13 protein-coding genes and 1 pseudogene are annotated in these 17130 nt (G+C 70.5%); 10 read left to right on the plus strand and 4 right to left on the minus strand.

Annotation, left to right across the window (positions count from 1 at the left end; genetic code table 11):
- Window positions 1–399 precede the first annotated feature (399 nt).
- The gene (locus ACZ69I_RS14950; protein ID WP_470832459.1) at window positions 400–897 is read left to right on the plus strand and encodes a cupin domain-containing protein; all 498 of its coding nucleotides are present in this window, start codon (window positions 400–402) and stop codon (window positions 895–897) included.
- 62 nt (window positions 898–959) lie between these two features.
- On the opposite strand, the gene ACZ69I_RS14955 is transcribed toward ACZ69I_RS14950, so the two are convergent.
- Both ACZ69I_RS14955 and ACZ69I_RS14960 read right to left on the minus strand, forming a co-directional pair.
- On the minus strand, window positions 960–1904 hold the full coding sequence (locus ACZ69I_RS14955; protein ID WP_470832461.1) for a threonine/serine dehydratase: 945 nt from the start codon (window positions 1902–1904) through the stop codon (window positions 960–962).
- Window positions 1905–1996: 92 nt separating this feature from the next.
- Window positions 1997–2176 (minus strand): annotated as a pseudogene (locus ACZ69I_RS14960) (VOC family protein); the annotation flags it as partial.
- Window positions 2177–2393: 217 nt separating this feature from the next.
- On the opposite strand from ACZ69I_RS14960, the gene ACZ69I_RS14965 reads away from it, so the two are divergent.
- From ACZ69I_RS14965 to ACZ69I_RS14985, 5 genes are all read left to right on the plus strand, one after another.
- A complete protein-coding gene (locus ACZ69I_RS14965; RefSeq protein ID WP_470832462.1) occupies window positions 2394–3650 on the plus strand; it encodes a neprosin family prolyl endopeptidase in 1257 nt (418 codons plus the stop codon).
- A gap of 299 nt (window positions 3651–3949) precedes the next feature.
- Window positions 3950–5314 (plus strand): MATE family efflux transporter, encoded by a 1365-nt coding sequence (locus ACZ69I_RS14970; protein WP_470832463.1) that lies wholly within the window; start codon window positions 3950–3952, stop codon window positions 5312–5314.
- Window positions 5315–5355: 41 nt separating this feature from the next.
- A complete protein-coding gene (locus ACZ69I_RS14975; protein WP_470832465.1) occupies window positions 5356–6138 on the plus strand; it encodes a phosphotransferase family protein in 783 nt (260 codons plus the stop codon).
- 264 nt (window positions 6139–6402) lie between these two features.
- The gene (locus ACZ69I_RS14980; RefSeq protein WP_470832466.1) at window positions 6403–6702 is read left to right on the plus strand and encodes a winged helix-turn-helix transcriptional regulator; all 300 of its coding nucleotides are present in this window, start codon (window positions 6403–6405) and stop codon (window positions 6700–6702) included.
- A gap of 128 nt (window positions 6703–6830) precedes the next feature.
- Window positions 6831–7400: a carboxymuconolactone decarboxylase family protein gene (locus ACZ69I_RS14985; RefSeq protein ID WP_470832468.1), complete on the plus strand. Its 570-nt coding sequence runs from the start codon at window positions 6831–6833 to the stop codon at window positions 7398–7400.
- 5 nt (window positions 7401–7405) lie between these two features.
- Here ACZ69I_RS14985 and ACZ69I_RS14990 read toward each other — a convergent pair whose 3' ends face one another.
- Complete coding sequence (locus ACZ69I_RS14990) at window positions 7406–7873, minus strand: MarR family winged helix-turn-helix transcriptional regulator (RefSeq protein ID WP_470832469.1); 468 nt, start codon at window positions 7871–7873, stop codon at window positions 7406–7408.
- A 102-nt stretch (window positions 7874–7975) separates the two neighbouring features.
- On the opposite strand from ACZ69I_RS14990, the gene ACZ69I_RS14995 reads away from it, so the two are divergent.
- From ACZ69I_RS14995 to ACZ69I_RS15005, 3 genes are all read left to right on the plus strand, one after another.
- Complete coding sequence (locus ACZ69I_RS14995; protein WP_470832471.1) at window positions 7976–9190, plus strand: amidohydrolase family protein; 1215 nt, start codon at window positions 7976–7978, stop codon at window positions 9188–9190.
- A gap of 184 nt (window positions 9191–9374) precedes the next feature.
- The gene (locus tag ACZ69I_RS15000) at window positions 9375–9815 is read left to right on the plus strand and encodes a VOC family protein (RefSeq protein ID WP_467675392.1); all 441 of its coding nucleotides are present in this window, start codon (window positions 9375–9377) and stop codon (window positions 9813–9815) included.
- Between the two features lie 108 nt (window positions 9816–9923).
- The gene (locus ACZ69I_RS15005; RefSeq protein ID WP_470832473.1) at window positions 9924–10175 is read left to right on the plus strand and encodes a CBU_0592 family membrane protein; all 252 of its coding nucleotides are present in this window, start codon (window positions 9924–9926) and stop codon (window positions 10173–10175) included.
- 71 nt (window positions 10176–10246) lie between these two features.
- On the opposite strand, the gene ACZ69I_RS15010 is transcribed toward ACZ69I_RS15005, so the two are convergent.
- Entirely contained in the window at window positions 10247–10987 is a 741-nt protein-coding gene (locus ACZ69I_RS15010; RefSeq protein ID WP_467675388.1) for a trypsin-like serine peptidase, read from the minus strand.
- A 293-nt stretch (window positions 10988–11280) separates the two neighbouring features.
- On the opposite strand from ACZ69I_RS15010, the gene ACZ69I_RS15015 reads away from it, so the two are divergent.
- Window positions 11281–16959, plus strand: a complete 5679-nt coding sequence (locus ACZ69I_RS15015) for a hypothetical protein (protein ID WP_470832475.1) — start codon at window positions 11281–11283, stop codon at window positions 16957–16959.
- Window positions 16960–17130: the final 171 nt, after the last annotated feature.

Raw genomic sequence — 17130 nt, forward strand, 5'->3', positions numbered from 1 at the left:
GTCAACACCCGGCAGCAGGGGCGCTATCCGTTCCCACGCCACATCCGTCAGCTCACCACGACCCACCACAAGATCAATTATCAGACAAGCCCTAGGGCCTAGGGGGCGTCATGCTCCAGACAAGGGAATCTTCGACGGCGTTGCCACCGCGAGCCCCCTCAGCAACGAACTCCTCGCCCGCGCGGCGGACGCGCTCGCCACCTGCTAACAGACCGTCACGGCGTGCGCCGCCGGGATGAGGCTTCTCGAAGCCTTCAGCAAAGCCTGGGGGCCGAGTGAATTGACCCACCCAACCGGCCTCCAAGTGCACCCTGTGGAGGGTCTATCCGCCTCCTAGAGTTGTGTTCACAAGGCGCTGGGAGAGCCCGGAGCCGCAGCTCACAGGCAGGAACAAGCAATATGAACGCGCCGCACGCACCCCAGGCCGTCCTCGCCCGCGCCGCCACCGCCGAGACCACCGCGGACCCCAGCAGCGTGATGACCCTGCTGGCGGACCACGGCACGGACGGCAGCGAACTGACCAGCTACCGCTCCACGTTCGCGAAGGGTGCGGTCGGTGCTCCCGCGCACTTCCACACCAGGGCCTCCGAGCTCTTCTTCGTCATAGACGGCGCCCTGCAGGTCCTGGTCGGTGATGAGGTGAAGGTCCTGGAGAAGGGCGACTTCCTGCTGGTGCCGCCGCACACCCCGCACGCCTTCGCCGCCGCGCCGGACCGGGAGGCAGATGTCCTGTTCGTCTTCAGCGCGGGCATGCCGCGCTTCGACTACCTGCGCCTGCTGGGCCGCGTGATGCGCGGCGAGGCGGGCTTCGAGGAGATCAAGAACTCCTCGGAGCTGTACGACAACCACTACGTCGACAGCCCCGTCTGGCAGGCCGCGCTCGAGGCCGCCAAGTAGCAGCCCCGCCTGCCCGTCCGCCCTGGTCCGAGATGAACCATGAGCCCTTCCAGGGGGAAGCCCTAGTTCGGGTACGCCACCACGTCGTCCACCGAAGCGTTGCCCCCGCAGATCACCAGGCCGAGCCGCGTCTCGTCACCGGTCTTGGCGAGGACGCGGCGGGCGGCCGGGAGGAGACAGCCGGCGGCTGGCTCGGCCCACACCTTGGCGTGTTCGGCCAGCTCCCGGACACCGGCGAAGGCCTCCGCCTCGGGCACGACCAGCACCTCGTCGACCAGGTCGCGCACCATGGTGTACGTCAGCGGTGACACCGTGGGCGCGCCGAGGGTGGTGATCCGCGAGTCCACGGCCACCTGTACCGGACCGCCGTGGGTCAGCGCCTGTGACATCGCGTCGGCGCCGGTGGTCTCCACGCCCCACACCCGCACATCCGGCCGCCGCGCCCGCAGCGCCGCCGCCACACCGGCGACCAGCCCGCCCCCGCCGATGGAGACCAGGACATCCGTCAGCTCGCCCGCGTCCTCGTCAAGTTCGAGTCCCACGGTGCCCTGCCCCGCGATCACCACCGGGTCGGCGAACGGATGCAGGAGCGTGAGGCCCTCGGCCTCCAGCCGCTCCATGAGGGCGAACGCCTCGGCCATGGTGGGGGTCAACCGGACGTCGGCGCCGGCAGCGCGGGCGTACGCAACGGAGCGGGCCGGTGCGGCCTGCGGCATGACCACCGTGGCCCGCACGCCCAGCGCGGCCGACATCTCCGCCACGGCAACACCGTGATTGCCGCCGGACACCGCCACCACGCCTGCCGCACGCTGTGCGTCGGTCAGCGTGAGCAGCTTCAGTACGGCACCTCGCGCCTTGAACGACCCACTGCGCTGCAGCAGTTCGAGCTTGACCGTGACCGGAACACCGAGCAGCGCGCTCAGCCCCGGACTGGACAGCGTGGGAGTACGCACCACGTGCCCGGCGATCGTGGCCGCCGCGGCCTCCAGCTCCTCGACACCGGTCATGGCGCCCCCTCCGAGTTGTGTCGCACGCAGTGCCGCATGCCATCTTCACCAAGCACGATACGTGCGTGTGCTCCGCACCTTCGCAGCAGACCTTAGCCCTGCAGCTCCTCGAGGCGGTCGAGGTCGTCGCGCACCGACTCCCTTTCCTGCGCGGTGAGGTGGAGCGCGGCGGCCTCGGCGAGCGCGGACGCCGCGGCCTCTTCGTCGCCGAGGCGCCCGGCGACATCCGCGCGGAGCACGAGCAGGCGCAGCAACTGCACGGGCGTGGGCCGTACGAGGTGGATGTGGCCGCGCTCCACGACGGCGTACTTGAGCTTCTCGTTGCCGGGCCCTTCGCGGCCCCTCCTCCCCCACAAGGATGAAGAAGGCCCGTACCCCCACATCCACACATGGCCGAAGGTGTAATCGGAGTGGCCCGGTCCGTCGGCTCGACGTCCGCGGCTGTCTCCGGCCGTGCGTATGCGGATATCCGACCAAGGAGCACCGCCCATGACTGCTGAACTCTCCCCCCAGCCCCTGGACGCTTTTCTGCGGTCCGTCGCCTCGGCCACGTACGAGGAAGCACGCCGACTGCCCGGCGCCACCGTCGCGAGCGCACGCGACTTCGACGAGCTGCAGGCGTACGTCATGGATCTGTACGAGGGCGTCGACGCCGCCGAGAGCTACGTCGAAACCGATGGCCGGGTCGTCGACTGCGTCCCCGAGGACGCGCACCCCGCGGCGCGCCGCTGGGGCGGCCTCGCCGTCGCTCCTGACCAAGGCCCTCCTCAACTCACCGCATCCGACGAGCCGATGACACCGGACCCGAGGTCGCGGGAAGCCATGAGCCCGCCGCCGCGGAATGTGTTGACCGCACGGGCCGCCCCCGCGGGCACCACACCGCTGTACCGCACCACTCTCGCGGCGCTGTGCCGTTTCCCGAACCTCGCGGCCTCCTCGGCCAAGGAACGACCGCTCGACCTCGCCGCATCCGTTGACGCGGACGCTGAGGCATCAGCAGCCGCGCTCGGCAAGCGGTATGCGACCGGCGAGCAGAACCTCCCCTGCCTGGGTGGAGCAAGCCGCATCAACGTGTGGAACCCGTTCGCCGCGGCGTCGAACCAGTCGACCTTCAGCCAGCAGTGGTACTACGCGGGGCTCGAAGGCCCCGTCCTGCAAACCGTGGAATGCGGCTGGCACGTCGACATCACGATGTACGGCAACGCCACGCCCCACTTCTTCGTCTTCTCCACCCGGCGGAACTACGAAGCCGGTCACTCCTACTACAACGAAGCAGGCCAGGCGTTCCAGCCGGTCCCCAACCCGTATGTGCGTCCGGGCGCCCCCTTGGCGGTGTCGCAGAGCGGCGGCACACAGGTCGAGTACAAGATGGGCTTCTACTTCACCAACAACGCCTGGTGGCTCTACTTCGACGACCATCCCATCGGCTGCTACCCGGCGGCTTGGTTCAACAACGGGCCGATGGCCACCAACGCCGCCCGTGCCAAGTTCGGCGGCGAGGTCGGGACCCTGATCACCCAGTGGCCCCCGATGGGCTCCGGACGACACGCGTCGGCGGGCTTCGGACAGGCGGCGTACCAGCGCCTCGCGGCGGTGAACCCCGTGAGCGGCGGTGCGGTGCACGCGACCCTGGCGGACGCGGGGTCGGTGAGCGGCCCCTGCTATTCACTCCAGATCACCAACAACTCGGGGTCCGACTGGGGAAGTTACTTGTTCTTCGGGGGACCGGGCGGAAACTCCTGCTGAAGAGCGACGCACCGCACGAGGGTACGCGGATACGGGGGCGTTCCGATTCTCAGGGCCCTGAACAACTAATGCGATTTAGTCAACAGCACAGATTCTGGCGCCTGTTGAGGGCATCCATCCGTCGATTCCCCCGCCGTGTCCCATGGTTGACCCTGCACCGAAAGATCCTCTAGCTTGGCGGTCTCTTCATGCGACGAAACGTCATTCCATTTCACAAGTGAGTCTCTCGTGGCATTGGCGGACGAGCGAATAGCCGTGGTGAGCGGGGGCCGCCGACAGAAAACACCGAGGGCTCTTTCATGGAATCGCGCACGAACACGACCGCCGCCGAGCCCCTCGCCCCGGAGCCACGATCAGCCCGGCACACGCCGCAGATCGGCCGCCTCGCCGTCCCCATGGTCATAGGGGAGATCGTCGGTTACCTGACCATGCTGATCCTGGTGGCGATGGTTGGCCGCATGGGCAGCAACGCCCTGTACGTGCGCTCGCTCTTCCTGCCCCTCGGCATGGTGTTCAGCGCCGTCAACGCGGCCCTCGCCGTCAGCACCCAGGTCGCCTGCGCGATGAGCAAGGGCAAGGACTCCCCCGAGGACGCCTTCCCGCTCACTGTGAGCATGATGAAGGTCTGGGTGGTGGTCGGAACCTCGCTGACCCTGCTGCTCTCCTTCGGCGCACCCGCCTTCGCCGCGCTGTTCGACGTATCGGACTCCGCCCACCACGAGTTCATCTGGTTCCTGCGGTGGATGTCCGTGGTCAGCCTGCTGGGCTTCGGGCCCGCTCTCTGCGCGTCCGCCCTGCGAGGCTTCGGGTTCGCCCGACAGAGCCTCGTCCTCACCTTGGTGAGCTCCGTCGTCGAGATAGCGCTCGTGGCCTGGCTCGGTTTCGGCGCGGGGCTCGGGATGAACAGCCTGCCCATCGCCGCAGCCGTCTGCGCCGTGGCGGGCACGACCGCGGGCCTGTGGCTGCTGCGCCGTGCGGGACTGTGGCGGCGCGGGCAGCGTGCCCCGTGGCACCCCGCGACGCTCGGCCACATCAGGTCCGTCGGCCTGCCCGTGGGCGCCACCCTCGGCCTCATCTCCCTCTACAGCCTTGCCCTGGTCTGGGTGCTCGGCCCCTTCGGCGAGGCGACGGTGGCGGGCTTCTCCACCGCCTCGTCGGTGCAGAGCCTGATCATCATGCCCGCGCTCGTACTCGGCTCGGCCACCGCGATCGTCATCAACCAGCAGCGGGGCGCCGGTGCCTACGGGAGCGTGGCGCCGACCTACCGCAGCGGCATCCTGCTGTCCTTCGCCGTCTTCTCCGTCATCGCCCTCGCGACCTTCTTCGGCCGGGAACCGATCGCGCGGCTGATGACCGGCGACGACGAAGCGGCCGCGGCGGCCGCCCGTTACCTGGCCATCGTGGGCCTCACCTATGTGGTCGAGGGGCCGGTCCTGGTGGCGCTGACCCTGCTCGAACATGTCGGAGGCGGCGGCCGTGCCGTGGCCCTGAACATCGTCTACTTCGGCGGGAACATCGTGGTCGGCCGCTGGGCGGTCGCCGCGTCCGACAGCCCCGACGGCCTCTACTGGACCGTGGCCGTCTCCAATCTGGCCGGCGCCGTGGCTCTCGTCGCGGGGGCCGCCCATATGCGCAAACTCGTCACCGAGGCCCGCAGGTCATAAACCCCGGTGACATCGGCGGTCGGCCCGGGATAATGATCGCCATGGATGAGGTCGAGGTCGTCGTCGCCCATCACGAGCGCGCGACGCTGCGGGTCGGCGACGTGTTCCTGAAGGTGGACGCCGAGCAAGCGCGTATCGACTGGGAGGTCGAGGTGATGGCTCTGGCGCCGGTCCCGACCCCGAAGGTGCTGTGGCGCAAGCCGCCCGTGCTCGCGATCGCCGCGGTCCGGGGAGCGGCGCTCGGCCGCCTCGGCGAGCCGTCGACCGCCTCCCCGGCGGCGTGGGCCGCGGCGGGTGCCGCCGTACGGAAGCTGCACGAGGGTCCGTTGCCGCGACGGCCCGGACGGGCCGGCCGGGACCTCGACGAGTTGGCGGCGGAACTCGACGGCGAGTGCGAGTGGCTCGTGACGAACGGCGTTCTGCCCGCGAACCTGGTCACCCGCAACCGCCAGGTCGCCGAGGCCGCGTTCCGGCCGTGGACCCCGGTGTTCACGCACGGCGACCTGCAGATCGCGCACGTCTTCGTCGACGGAGTCGGTGACGGTGACAGTGGCGGAGTCGGTGACGAGATCACGGGCATCATCGACTGGTCCGAGGCGGGCCAGGGGGATGCCCTGTACGACCTCGCCACCTTGACGCTCGGACACGAGGAGCACCTCCGCGACGTCCTCGTCGGCTACGGCACCGACGTCGACGTCGACCTCGACGTGATCCGCGCGTGGTGGTCGTTGCGCAGCCTGCTGGGAGTTCGCTGGCTGGTCGAGCACGGCTTCGATCCGTCCGCGCCGGGCTGCGAGGCCGACGTGCTGAAGTCTCTTATGTGAGCAGCGAGTTCACCGAGATCCCGTACGCGATCAGGGGGTGGCGCGCGTCCCCGGCCCGCAGGATGCCAGCTCGCTCCGGCGCCGAATCAGAAGGCACGCCGCCGAATCCGGCCGCTTCTCTTTTCAAAGCACTCGGCCGAGCGTAGCGTTTCGGAAATCGAAGCACCGCGCTTCGCGGCGAGAGGACATCGACCCATGTCTGCGACTCCGAGGCTGCCCAGGCCGGGGCATCCGGTGCGGGGTTCCACCACAGGGCGCCCGCTCATGGCCGCACTCGATCTGTTCGGCCGCCGCTGGGTTCTGCGGATCCTGTGGGAACTGCGCGATGGACCCCTGGGTTTCCGGGCCCTTCAGCAGCGGTGCGACGGAATGTCGTCCAGCGTGCTGCGACAGCGGCTGCTCGAGTTGCTCGAAGCGCGGCTCGTACACCGCGATGCCGATGAGAGCTACGGCCTGACGGCGCTCGGACAGGAGGCGGGCGAGGGCCTGGTCGGCCTGCGCGCGTGGGCGGAGCGCTGGGCCGTTGATCTCGACACCCACGGCCCCAAGAGCAAGGAGCAGTGAGCCGACCGGCTTGCGGGGCCGGCCGGCCGCTCCCGGATGGTCGTGTCGGCCCGGGACCGTCCGAAGACAGTCCACCGCACCGCGCCCAGCATTCGCCACCGCTGACGACCCGATAACCGGAGGAGCGCATGAGCGAACGGATCTCCCCACTGACACGACCCTTCCCGCCGGACACTGACGCCCTGCTGAGCCGGATGATGCCGCGCGGCGAGGAGCCGATAGCCCTGTTCCGCGTGTTCGCGCGCAACCGGCAGCTCACCGAAGCGCTGCACGGGTGGGGCGCCTACCAGCTCAGCAGACGGCTCAGCCTCGGCCTGCGCGACCGCGAGATCGTCATCGACCGCACCTGCGCTCTCTGCGGCTGCGAATACGAGTGGGGTGTGCACGTGGCGCGGTTCGCCGACCGCGTCGAACTCACCGCCGACCAGGTGTCTTCGCTGACGCACGGCACCAGTGCGGATCCCTGCTGGACTGCTGAACGCGACCGCATGCTCATCGACGCGGTGGACGCGCTCCACACCGGTTGCGACATCGATGACGACCTGTGGAGCCGGTTGCGCTCTCGGTTCACGGAGGAACAAGTCCTCGACCTGCTCATGCTGTGCGGTTGGTATCACGCCATCAGCTTCACCGCCCGCGCGAGCAGGATCGCCCCGGAGCCGGGTGCGCCGCACTTTCGGGATGTGGCCCCTCAGTAGCTCGTTCAGGCGCGGGTCGCGGCCTGCCGCTTGGACCACGCGGTGGCGTCGGCGCCGTATCGGACCAGGAGGCGGGCGAACTGGCTCCGCTCCTCCCGCGACCAGGCGGCGGTGATCTCCAGGAATGCTTCTCTCTGTTCGGCGGCGAAGCGGTCGCGTTCGGCCTCGCCGTGCTCGGTGAGTTCGAGCACGGTGCGGCGCCCGTCGGTCTGGGACGCAGCCCGGCGCAGCAAGCCGTCATCTATGCAGGCGGCGACGGTCCGACTGGCCACCGGCTGGGCGACGCCCATCTCCGCGGCAAGGCCACCGACGGTCGTCTCGCCCGGCGCGTCGGCGATCACATTGAGCACGAGGTTGCGGGAGAGGTCCTTGCCGGAGGCCGGTGCGCGGCGCCGCAGACGTGACAATGCCGGGCCGATCTGGTCCAGCGCCACGTCGTCGGAGGGCTGCTCGGAGAAGGACGCGCTGCTCATATGACCGAGTCTAGGCCCTTCCACACATTTGCATACCCGCAGGCAAGTACATAGCATCGGGTATGTAAATCTTGGACGAGTGGAGAAATGAGGCGGGCTGCCATGGCACTCACCGCGATCACCGGCGCGCAGGTCTTCGACGGAGAGAAGACGGTAGGCGTACGGACCGTGGTCATCGATGGCGGGACGATCGCCCGCATCGGTGGTGACGCTCCCGCGGGCAGCGAGATCGTCGACGGCAGCGGCGCCACACTGCTGCCGGGACTCATCGACGCCCACGTCCACTCCGCGCCCGGATCCCTGGCGCTCGCCCTGCGGTTCGGGGTGACGACCGAACTGGAGATGCAGGGGATGAACACCCGCGAGAACCGGGGGTCCATCACCGACGACGACACCCAAGCCGACGTACGCTCCGCCGGCTTCGCCATCACACCGCCCGGCGGCCACCCGAGCGAGCTGATGCCCGAAGGCTTCCGGCCCAAGTGGGACCTCCCCCCGGTGATGCCGCTGATGCCGTTCTCCACCACTCCCGAGGAAGCGGCCGCTTTCGTGCCCCAACTCCTCGCCCGCGGATCCGACTTCATCAAGTTCATGATCGACGACGGCAGCGTGGAGGGGCACCCGGGACTGCCGTCGCTCGACCGGGCCACCGTGAACGCCGGTGTCGCCGAGGCCAAGAAGTACGGCGCCCTCACCGTGGCCCACGCGCTGACCGTGGAGGCCACCGAAATGGCCGTCGAAGCCGGGATCGACGGCCTCACCCATGTGTTCATGGACCAGCCGCACACCGCCGAGATCATCCGCCTCGTCAAGGAGGCGGGCGTGTTCGTCATTCCCTGCATCAGCCTCAACGCCTCGATGATGGGGATCACCGGCAGCGAGCTCGCCGACGACCCCCGGGTGGCCGCCCGCCTCGACTCCCAGTGGGATCAGACCCTGCGCTCCAGCTACAACCGCTACCCGCAGGGCAAGCTCGACGACGTGTACGACACCGTGCGCGCCCTGGACGCCGCCGGCGTCGACGTGCTGGCCGGCACGGACGTCTCCATGGCCGAGACCTTCTTCGGGGGCCTGGCACACGGAGCGAGTCTCCACCACGAATTGCAGTACCTCGTGGCCGCCGGGCTGACACCGGCACGGGCCCTGCGCGCGGCCACGGCGACCACGGCCCGCCGCTTCCGCCTCAGCGACCGGGGCCGCGTCGCCGAGGGGCTCCGCGCCGACCTCCTGCTGGTCGAAGGCGACCCGACCAGCGACATCAGCGACACCCTCAACACTCGCGCCATCTGGCGCCGGGGCACCCGCCTGGCGGCCTGACCGCCGTACTCCCCCTCGGTGGCGGCGCCCCGCCCGCGGGTCTGCCGCAGCGGTGTCGCGGCGCGATCTGGATTTCTCCGGGTTCGGCGCCCCGCGGATGTCGAGAATGTGTCATCGGCTCCGTCCCAGGGGCATCAGCGGGCACCAACGGCCGCGCGAGGAAGAGGAAGAGGGAGAAGCCATCATGGCGATTCAGCGCATGGACAACGTCGGCATCGTCGTCGAGGACATGGACGCCGCCGTCGCGTTCTTCGTGGAACTCGGTATGGAACTGGAGGGCAGGACGGAGGTCGCGGGCCTCGTCGCCGACCGGTGCACCGGACTCGACGGAGTCCACTGCGACATCGCGATGCTCCGGACCCCGGACGGTCACAGCCGGCTCGAACTGTCGAAGTACCGCAGCCCCGCGGCGATCAGCGACGGCCCGCGCGACAAGCCGCACAACATCCTGGGCACGCACCGCGTCATGTTCGCCGTCGACGACCTCGAAGGCACCGTCGCCCGCCTGCGCCCGCACGGCGCCGAACTCGTCGGCGAGCTCGCCCGGTTCGAGGACAGCTATCTGCTCTGCTACGTCCGCGGCCCGGAGGGCATCATCGTCGGACTGGCCGAGGAACTGCGCTGAGAACCGCTGAATCCCAGCACCCGCCCCGATCGCCCATCCGGGCCCCATCCCGCACCGACGATCGCCCGGTACGCGCCGACGGCACCCCTCTCCCCGATGATCGTCGGCATGTGGCTCACCGTGCAGATCGTCGGCTCCGTGCTCGTTCTCGCCGCGTTCGTCGCCGTGCAGGCGAACCGGATGCGCACCGACGCCTGGTCCTACCTCTGGCTCAACGCCGTCGGCTCACTCCTCATGGCGATCGACGCCGTCGTGGAGGGCGACTGGGGCTTTCTGCTCCTGGAGGGGACGTGGGCCGTCGTGTCCTTCTGGGGTCTGTTCGCCAAGTCGCGGGGGCGGGCCACCGGGGCGGGACACTGACCTGGCCTGACCTGGTCTGACCTCCCCCGGCAGCCCACTCATCGGCCCTGCCGACAGTCGGCCGCCCGACGTCAGGCGTGCGCCGCCTTGGCGTAGAGCGTGGCCGTCTCGATGCCGAGGATCACGCTGTACGACACGTCGGGGGTGTCGCCGCCACCGTGGTAGCCGCCGAGGACGCCTGTCAAGTGGCCGTCGGCGGTGACCCACGGGCTGCCGCTGGTGCCGCTGCTGAAGCCGGGGCAGGCGATGCGCTGCTGGCCCGCGCGGAAGCGGTGCGTGGTGCTGGTGCAGGTGCGCGGGGCGTCCTCGTCGGAGGGGTAGCCGGTGACGGTGACGCGGTGGCCGGGGTCCGCCGTGGTGTCCAGGGTGCTGGCCCCGGTCACGTCCTCGACCAGGCGGCCGTCCAGGGGTTCGAGGACGGCGAAGGCGAGGTCGTGGTCCTCGTCGCCGTCGCGGGCCCAGTGGTCGTCGGAGTAGACGCGGTCGATCGTCCACAGGCCGTAGGGCGCCTTGCCGTCGTGGTAGCCGGGGGCGAAGGTGACGCCCTTGCCGTCGCTGAGGCAGTGGCCCGCGGTGGCGATGAGGTTGCGGCCCTTGCTGTGCACCACGGACGCGGTGCAGAAGTGCTCGTCGTCCAGGCCGCCGTCGAAGAGGGCGCCGACCCGCGCCGTGTCCGGCGGCCCGGGCCGCACGGTCGCGGTGACGGCGCGGGGCAGCGCGTTGCCGTCCGCGAGCGCGAGGCACGAGAACAGGGCGCCCACAGCGAACAGCGCCCGTAGGGGTCTGCGCCTCAGCCGTATGCGCCTCACCATCCGTCGCTCCCTCCGCTCGATTTCCGGGAAGCATGCCCGGGGAATCCGAGGATTCTCTGTGACGCCCCGCACAAAAGATCCTGTTGGGCGGTGAATACCCGCGGGCGAGCGCGTGAACGGCCGGAGGGCGCGGTGCTCGCCCGCCCCCCCGGATCGACGTCGGCGCGGCCGCACAAAAGTTCGTCCGTTCACTCGTCGTGGCGCTTTCCCTCCTTGTGCGCATGACGAGAAGCTGATCGGTGGCATCGCCATCGGCGCCCGGTCGGCGCACGGCTTCCCGAGGGAGACGCACCGTGAGGACCATCGAGCACGTCGTGTCCAGGTACCACCCCGCGTTCGACGTCCCGGCCCTGCACCTGGGTCTCGGCCGCGAGGACAACGTCTATCTGGTGATCGGTGGGCACACGGACGGCCAGGCGCTGCGGCTCGCGCCGGACGGCTCGGCGCAGCGGTTCGGGCGGGTCGGGTACGCGGCGCTGGCGATCACGGCCGACGCGCAGGGCGTGATCGCGACCGCCGAGACCCACTTCCCGCACCGGATCGACTTCTGGGACAAGGAGTTCAACCGGCTCGGCAGCATCGACGACTTCACGGCCAACAACACGGACGGCTACTTCGCGCCCTCGGCCGTGGAGGCGGCCCGGTCCGGCTGGTTCTACGCCATCGACCAGCACCGCAGGCAAGTGGTCCGGCTGAAGCCCGGCACCGTGGACCAGCGCATCACCCTCACCGGACTCGACGAGAACGCCACTTCCAAGAAGGGCCCGGCGGGTCTGCGGGTGGCCGAGGAGCGCGGGCTGCTCTACACCGCCTGGCCCACGACGGCCGGGGCCGGGCTCGTCTGTGTCTCGACGCTCGACGGGGCGTTGGTACGGAGCGTTCCGGTGCGGCCCGCGGGCTTCACCTTCGGCGGCTACGACGTCGACGACAACGGCCGGCTCCACGTCTCCACCGGGCTCGCGAGGGAACCGCAACGGCGGCAGGTGAGCGTCTACGGCCCGCAGGGCCAGTTCGAGCGCACCGTCACCCTGGACCTTCCCAAGGACCCGTACGTGGTGCAGTACCTCAGGGTGCGCGGCGAGCGCTACTACGTGAAGCGGAACGACCCCACGTGCCTGTTCGAGGTGTACGACTTCACCGGCGCGCTGGTGCGCCGGGTCGGCGCCGACATCGAGCGGCTGACCGTGTCGTACGAGGCGGACGAGTGGACGGCGGGCCGGAAGGTGCCGCTGACGATCCGTCACGACCGGGGCCGGTGGCCGGGCGACCCGCGCTTCCGGGTGTGGCTGCGGCCGCTCGGCGTACCGGAGTTCACCGAACTCCCGCTGACCGCCGGGACGGTCACCCCGCCCGCCGACGCCCGGGGCCTCTACCACCTGCGGGTGTCACCCGACGTCGCCGGACGGCTCGGCGACTACGTCGTGGACGGCGTCGTCGAGATCCGTACGCCCGAGAGCACCAAGGGCTCGCTGTCCCTGATGACCTGCCGGGCCGACACCGGCACGGGCGGCGTCGAGACGTTGACCGCACTGAACCGCTTCTCCTACGGCCGCGGCGAGCCCATCACCGTGCGCGTCGTGGCCCGCGTCGCCGAGGGCACCCCGCTGCCGGGCAGCGCACACGTGCGGGTGCTGCGGGCCGGTACGGAGGTGCACGCCGAGGACGTCACCCTGACGGACGGCGAGGGCCGCCTCGAACTCACCGGGCAGTACACCGGCACGCTGGTACCCGGACGCTACGTCATCGACGCCCGGCAGCCGCCCGGCTTCACCGTCGCCTCGGCCCACCTCGACCTGGGGCCCGGCCTCGTACGGCGGCCGGACTTCCACATCACCTGGTACAGCGACATCTACGCCAACAACCACGCCAGCATCCCCTCCGACCCCCGGGACCTCGTCAAGAACCCCTCGACGCAGCGCCTGCCGGTCTTCGCGGACCTCCCCGACACCGTCGAGGCCCACGCCGCCAGGGCCGAGAAGCTCGGGCTCAACCTCTTCGTCGACCGCCTCGGCCTCGTCTGGCCCGACAGGTTCAAGGACGCGGCCGCCGACTCCGACGTCGTCGACCGGCTGAAGCTGTCGCGGACCGCCGTCCACTGGGACAAGGCCGTCTTCGAGGACCCCGCCCGCCGCACCATCGCCGGATACGGCGCACGTGGCATGGAGGAACAGGCGGTCCTCTACGCCAACGACACCTACCTGCCGCTCAGTTGGCCGGGCAACCACGAACCCCGCGACCAGGCGGCGCTCGAACGCGACCTGCTGAAGGTCACCGAGAGCCTGCACACCTACGCGGCGTTCCGCGGCTGGACCTGGGGCGCGAACTGGTGGGTGGGCGCGATCGGCGCCGGCGCCGCGCAGAGCGAGGGCGAGCGCAAGGAGTACAACGACGCACTGCGGCTGGTCGAGCAGCCCGGTGGCTGGGTGCCGATCCTCGACACCGTCACCGACCGCTCGATCGCCCTCAAGACAGCCGCCGGAGCCCGGTTCCGGGAGGTCCTGAACCATCGGTTCCCGGGCAGGATCAGCGCGATGACCGGCCCCTACCGCGCACCGCAGACCCTGCCCCCGACCGTGTTCGCCCCCGCGGACGAGGTCGACCTGCACTACCAGGGCGAGCAGCTCCAACTCCTCGGCGCCACCGCCCACATGGTCGACTACTACCGGCGCCCGGGCAAACCGGCCTGGGGCCACCCGGAGCTCTTCAACGACGACGGCACCGGCGGCATGATCCTGCCGACCCTGCTGCAACAGGTGATGCGGGGCGCGAACGGCACCGGCATGACCGGCGACCAGGGCGCCTACCACCTGGAGGACATCACCGTCCTCGACGAGCGCGGCGGCGGCAGCGGCGGCAGGCCCGGCGAACCCCGCTCCGGCGGCGCGGGCCGCACCTCGATGCTGCGCGCCGCGTTCGACCTGTGCGCCCGCCTGGGCCCCACGACCGCGGGCGCCCGCGGCGCGGACCGCGTCGCGATCGTCGTCTCCACCCGCATGCAGCGCCTGGAGACCTCGCAGGGCTTCAGCAGCAAGTACTTCATGCGGCTCTACGAGGCCTACACCGCCTGCCTGTACGCCCACCGCCCGGCCACCTTCGTCTTCACCGAGGACGTCGGCGCGGACGTCCTGCGCGGCTACGACGCCGTCCTGCTCATCGGCCAGCGCACCGACCTGGACCCGCGTCTGCACACAGCGCTCACCGAGGTGAGCCAGGGCCCGGACGCCGTCCCCGTCTACGCCGACGACAGTTGCGTCCAGCGGTACAAGGACGCCTACCGCGCCCTCGGCACCGCCTTCACCCACGTCGAGAACGACGAGACGCCGCAGAGCGACGACGCGTCCTACCATCGGCTGCGCCGGATCTTCCTCGACCAGGCGGCCAAGGTCACCGCCGCCCTGAAGGACGTCGTCGCGCCGGTCGCCGAGTGCGACAACCCCGAGGTGTGGCTCAGCGAGCGCAAGGCCGGGAACACCACGTACATCTGGGCGGTCAACAACACGCTTCTCGACTGGGATCCGAGCCTGGTCTGGCGCGTGGGCCTGCGGTGCGGCCACCGCGTTCCCGTGACGGTGAAGCTGAAGGTGGCGCTGCCCGCGCTGCACCAGGTCGTCGACGTGCTCACCGGCGAGCGGGTCAGCCTGCTCGGCGGGGAGTTCACCGCGGATCTGCGCACCGTCCCCGCCCGACTCTACGCCGTCGTCCCGCTGACGCACGACCCGCTGCCGCCCCCGGCCGAGTACGCCTTCGGCCCGCACGTGCGCGACATCGCCGTCTCCGCCGACGGCCGCACCGCCGCCCTCAACGCCTTCAACTGGGACCAGAACCTCTACGGCCTCGACCTCGCCACCGGCACCACGCGCTGGCGTCGCCGCCTCGGCCACCACTTCGCCTACGCCCCGAGCGCCCCCGGCGACGGCTTCGCCGCACAGGGCTACGACCTGCACAGCGCCGAGGGCTACCACCTGTACCTGCTGGGCGCCGACGGCTCGCCCCGGCGCCGGTTCGCCCTGTTCGGCCTGCCCAAGAAGGCCACCGACTGGACGAAGGGCGAGTGGGGCCACGACTACGGCCTGAACAACTTCGCGGCCGCGCCCGGCGGTTCCTGGATCGCCACCTCCGGCGACCTGGGCCTCGCGCTGTGGGACGACGACGGCGAGGCGCGCGAGAGGTGGGCGCACGAGTGGTGGAAGACCGGCGAGCGGACCCCGCTGCGCCTCCTCGCCCTCGACGACGACACCCTCATCACCTTCGCCGCGGGCACGATCACCGGGCTCGCCGCCGCGGACGGCCGCACCCTGTGGACGATCCCCACCGGCGAGGGAAGCTTCGGCGGCGGTGCCGTCAGCGGTGACCGGCGCACCGCCGTGATCTGGTCGGACGCGCACGGCGGCCGCGTGTACGTGATCCGCGGCGGCACGCTGGTCAACACCCTGCCCACCGCCGCGGGCGAGGTCTCCGTCAGCGCCGACGGCTCGTTCCTCGCGGTCACCTTCCGCAACCAGCTCAAGGCGTACGACGCCGGGAGCGGACTGCTGTGGACGTACACCGGGGACGACCTGCTGCGCCGCCCCCGGGTCTCGCCCGACGGCACCCGCGTCGCCGTCGGCAGCGAACTCGGCACCCTCACCGTGCTGCGGCGCGACGGCACCCCCCTGACCACCAAGGACCTCAAGGCGCTGCCGGTCCCGGCCTGGCTGCCCGACGGCGGTCTCCTCGTCGCGACCTGGACGGGCGCGGTGCTCCGCTACACCGCCGGTCTCGACGAACGCTGGCGGACCCAACTCTCCCCGTCCGAGACCGACATCCGCCCCAAGCTCCTCGCGCCCGACCCGGTTCCCGTGGTCCGCCGCGCGGGCTGGGGCAACACCACGGCGCCCAAGGACCTGACACCCAACCTGATCACGACCGCCCGCGCCCTCATTGACGTACGCCTCGTCAATCCGACCCGCTACATCGACCTCACCAGGCAGAACGCGGTCGCCCTGCTCAGCGACGGGCGCGCCGATGCGCCCACCAACCCGTGGGTGTCCCCGTCGGTCATCGGCGCCATCGGCGCCGTCGCCGGCCAGGAGCTGCTGTTCACCGTGGACACCTTCCGCACGCAGGTGCGGCTGACAGGAGTGACCTTCGCCGAGGACCCGGCCCACCCCGAGTCGTGGCTGCGCGACGTCCAACTGCAGTGGTGGGACACCAGGTCCGGGCTCTGGAAGGACGGCCCGAAGCTCCTCTCCGACGCGGGCGCCGTGCACAGCCACGCGTTCGATGCCCTGTCCTCCTCCCGCTTCCGGCTGCGCACCACCGGCGGCGGCAGCTGGCCCGTGGGCAACATCCGGCTCGGCGAACTCGTCCTCCACGGCACCGTGGTGGGCAACTCCCACCGGGACGTGCTGGAGGGGAACGCGCTCGCCGTCCTCTTCGACGACCGGGAGGACGACGTGCGCGACATCGTGGAGGACAGCTCGGCCGCCGACATCCAGATCGGGGGCGCCGCCGCCGGGACCAGCTGCCTGCGGCTGAAGAAGGCGGTGGAGCGCTACCCCACGTTCAGGGCCCCCTTCGGACACGCCATGCACGACTGGGACTTCAGGATCGTGGAGAACCCGAGCGCCCCGGGCCAGTACCGCTACCTCCAGTTCGCCTGGAAGGCCCTCAGCGCGACGACCACGGGCATCAGCGTCCGGTTCGGACCCGCTACGTCGGCCCCGGTCTTCTCGGTGTCCGTCGGCGACTCGCACTGGCCGCCGCAGACGTCCATGGTCGAGAAGCGGATCGAGGGCCCCGTCCCCGCCGACTGGAAGGTCGAACGCTTCGACCTGTGGAAGATCACCGCCGGAGCGGTCAAGGTCGTCGACCAGCTCGCCCTGCGCAGCAACGGCGACGGCGCGCTCTTCGACCAGATCGTCCTCGCCCGCACCGAGGCGGACCTGCCGGACCTGTCGCCGCGCGCTCGATCGGCCACCGAGTCAAGGTGAAGCAAAATCTCACCGCATTGGTCCAGTCCTTTACGGGCGCGGGAGCGTGGCAGAGGGGTTCGGCACCGCGCATTGGTACGGCCGACGGGCCCTTCCGCCCGCGTTGACATGCTCACGGACAGTGGTTCTCTGAGAGGTCTGTACCGCAGGAAGCGTCCGACCCCCGCCCCA

The sequence above is a fragment of the Streptomyces sp. NPDC036815 genome (assembly GCF_055609205.1).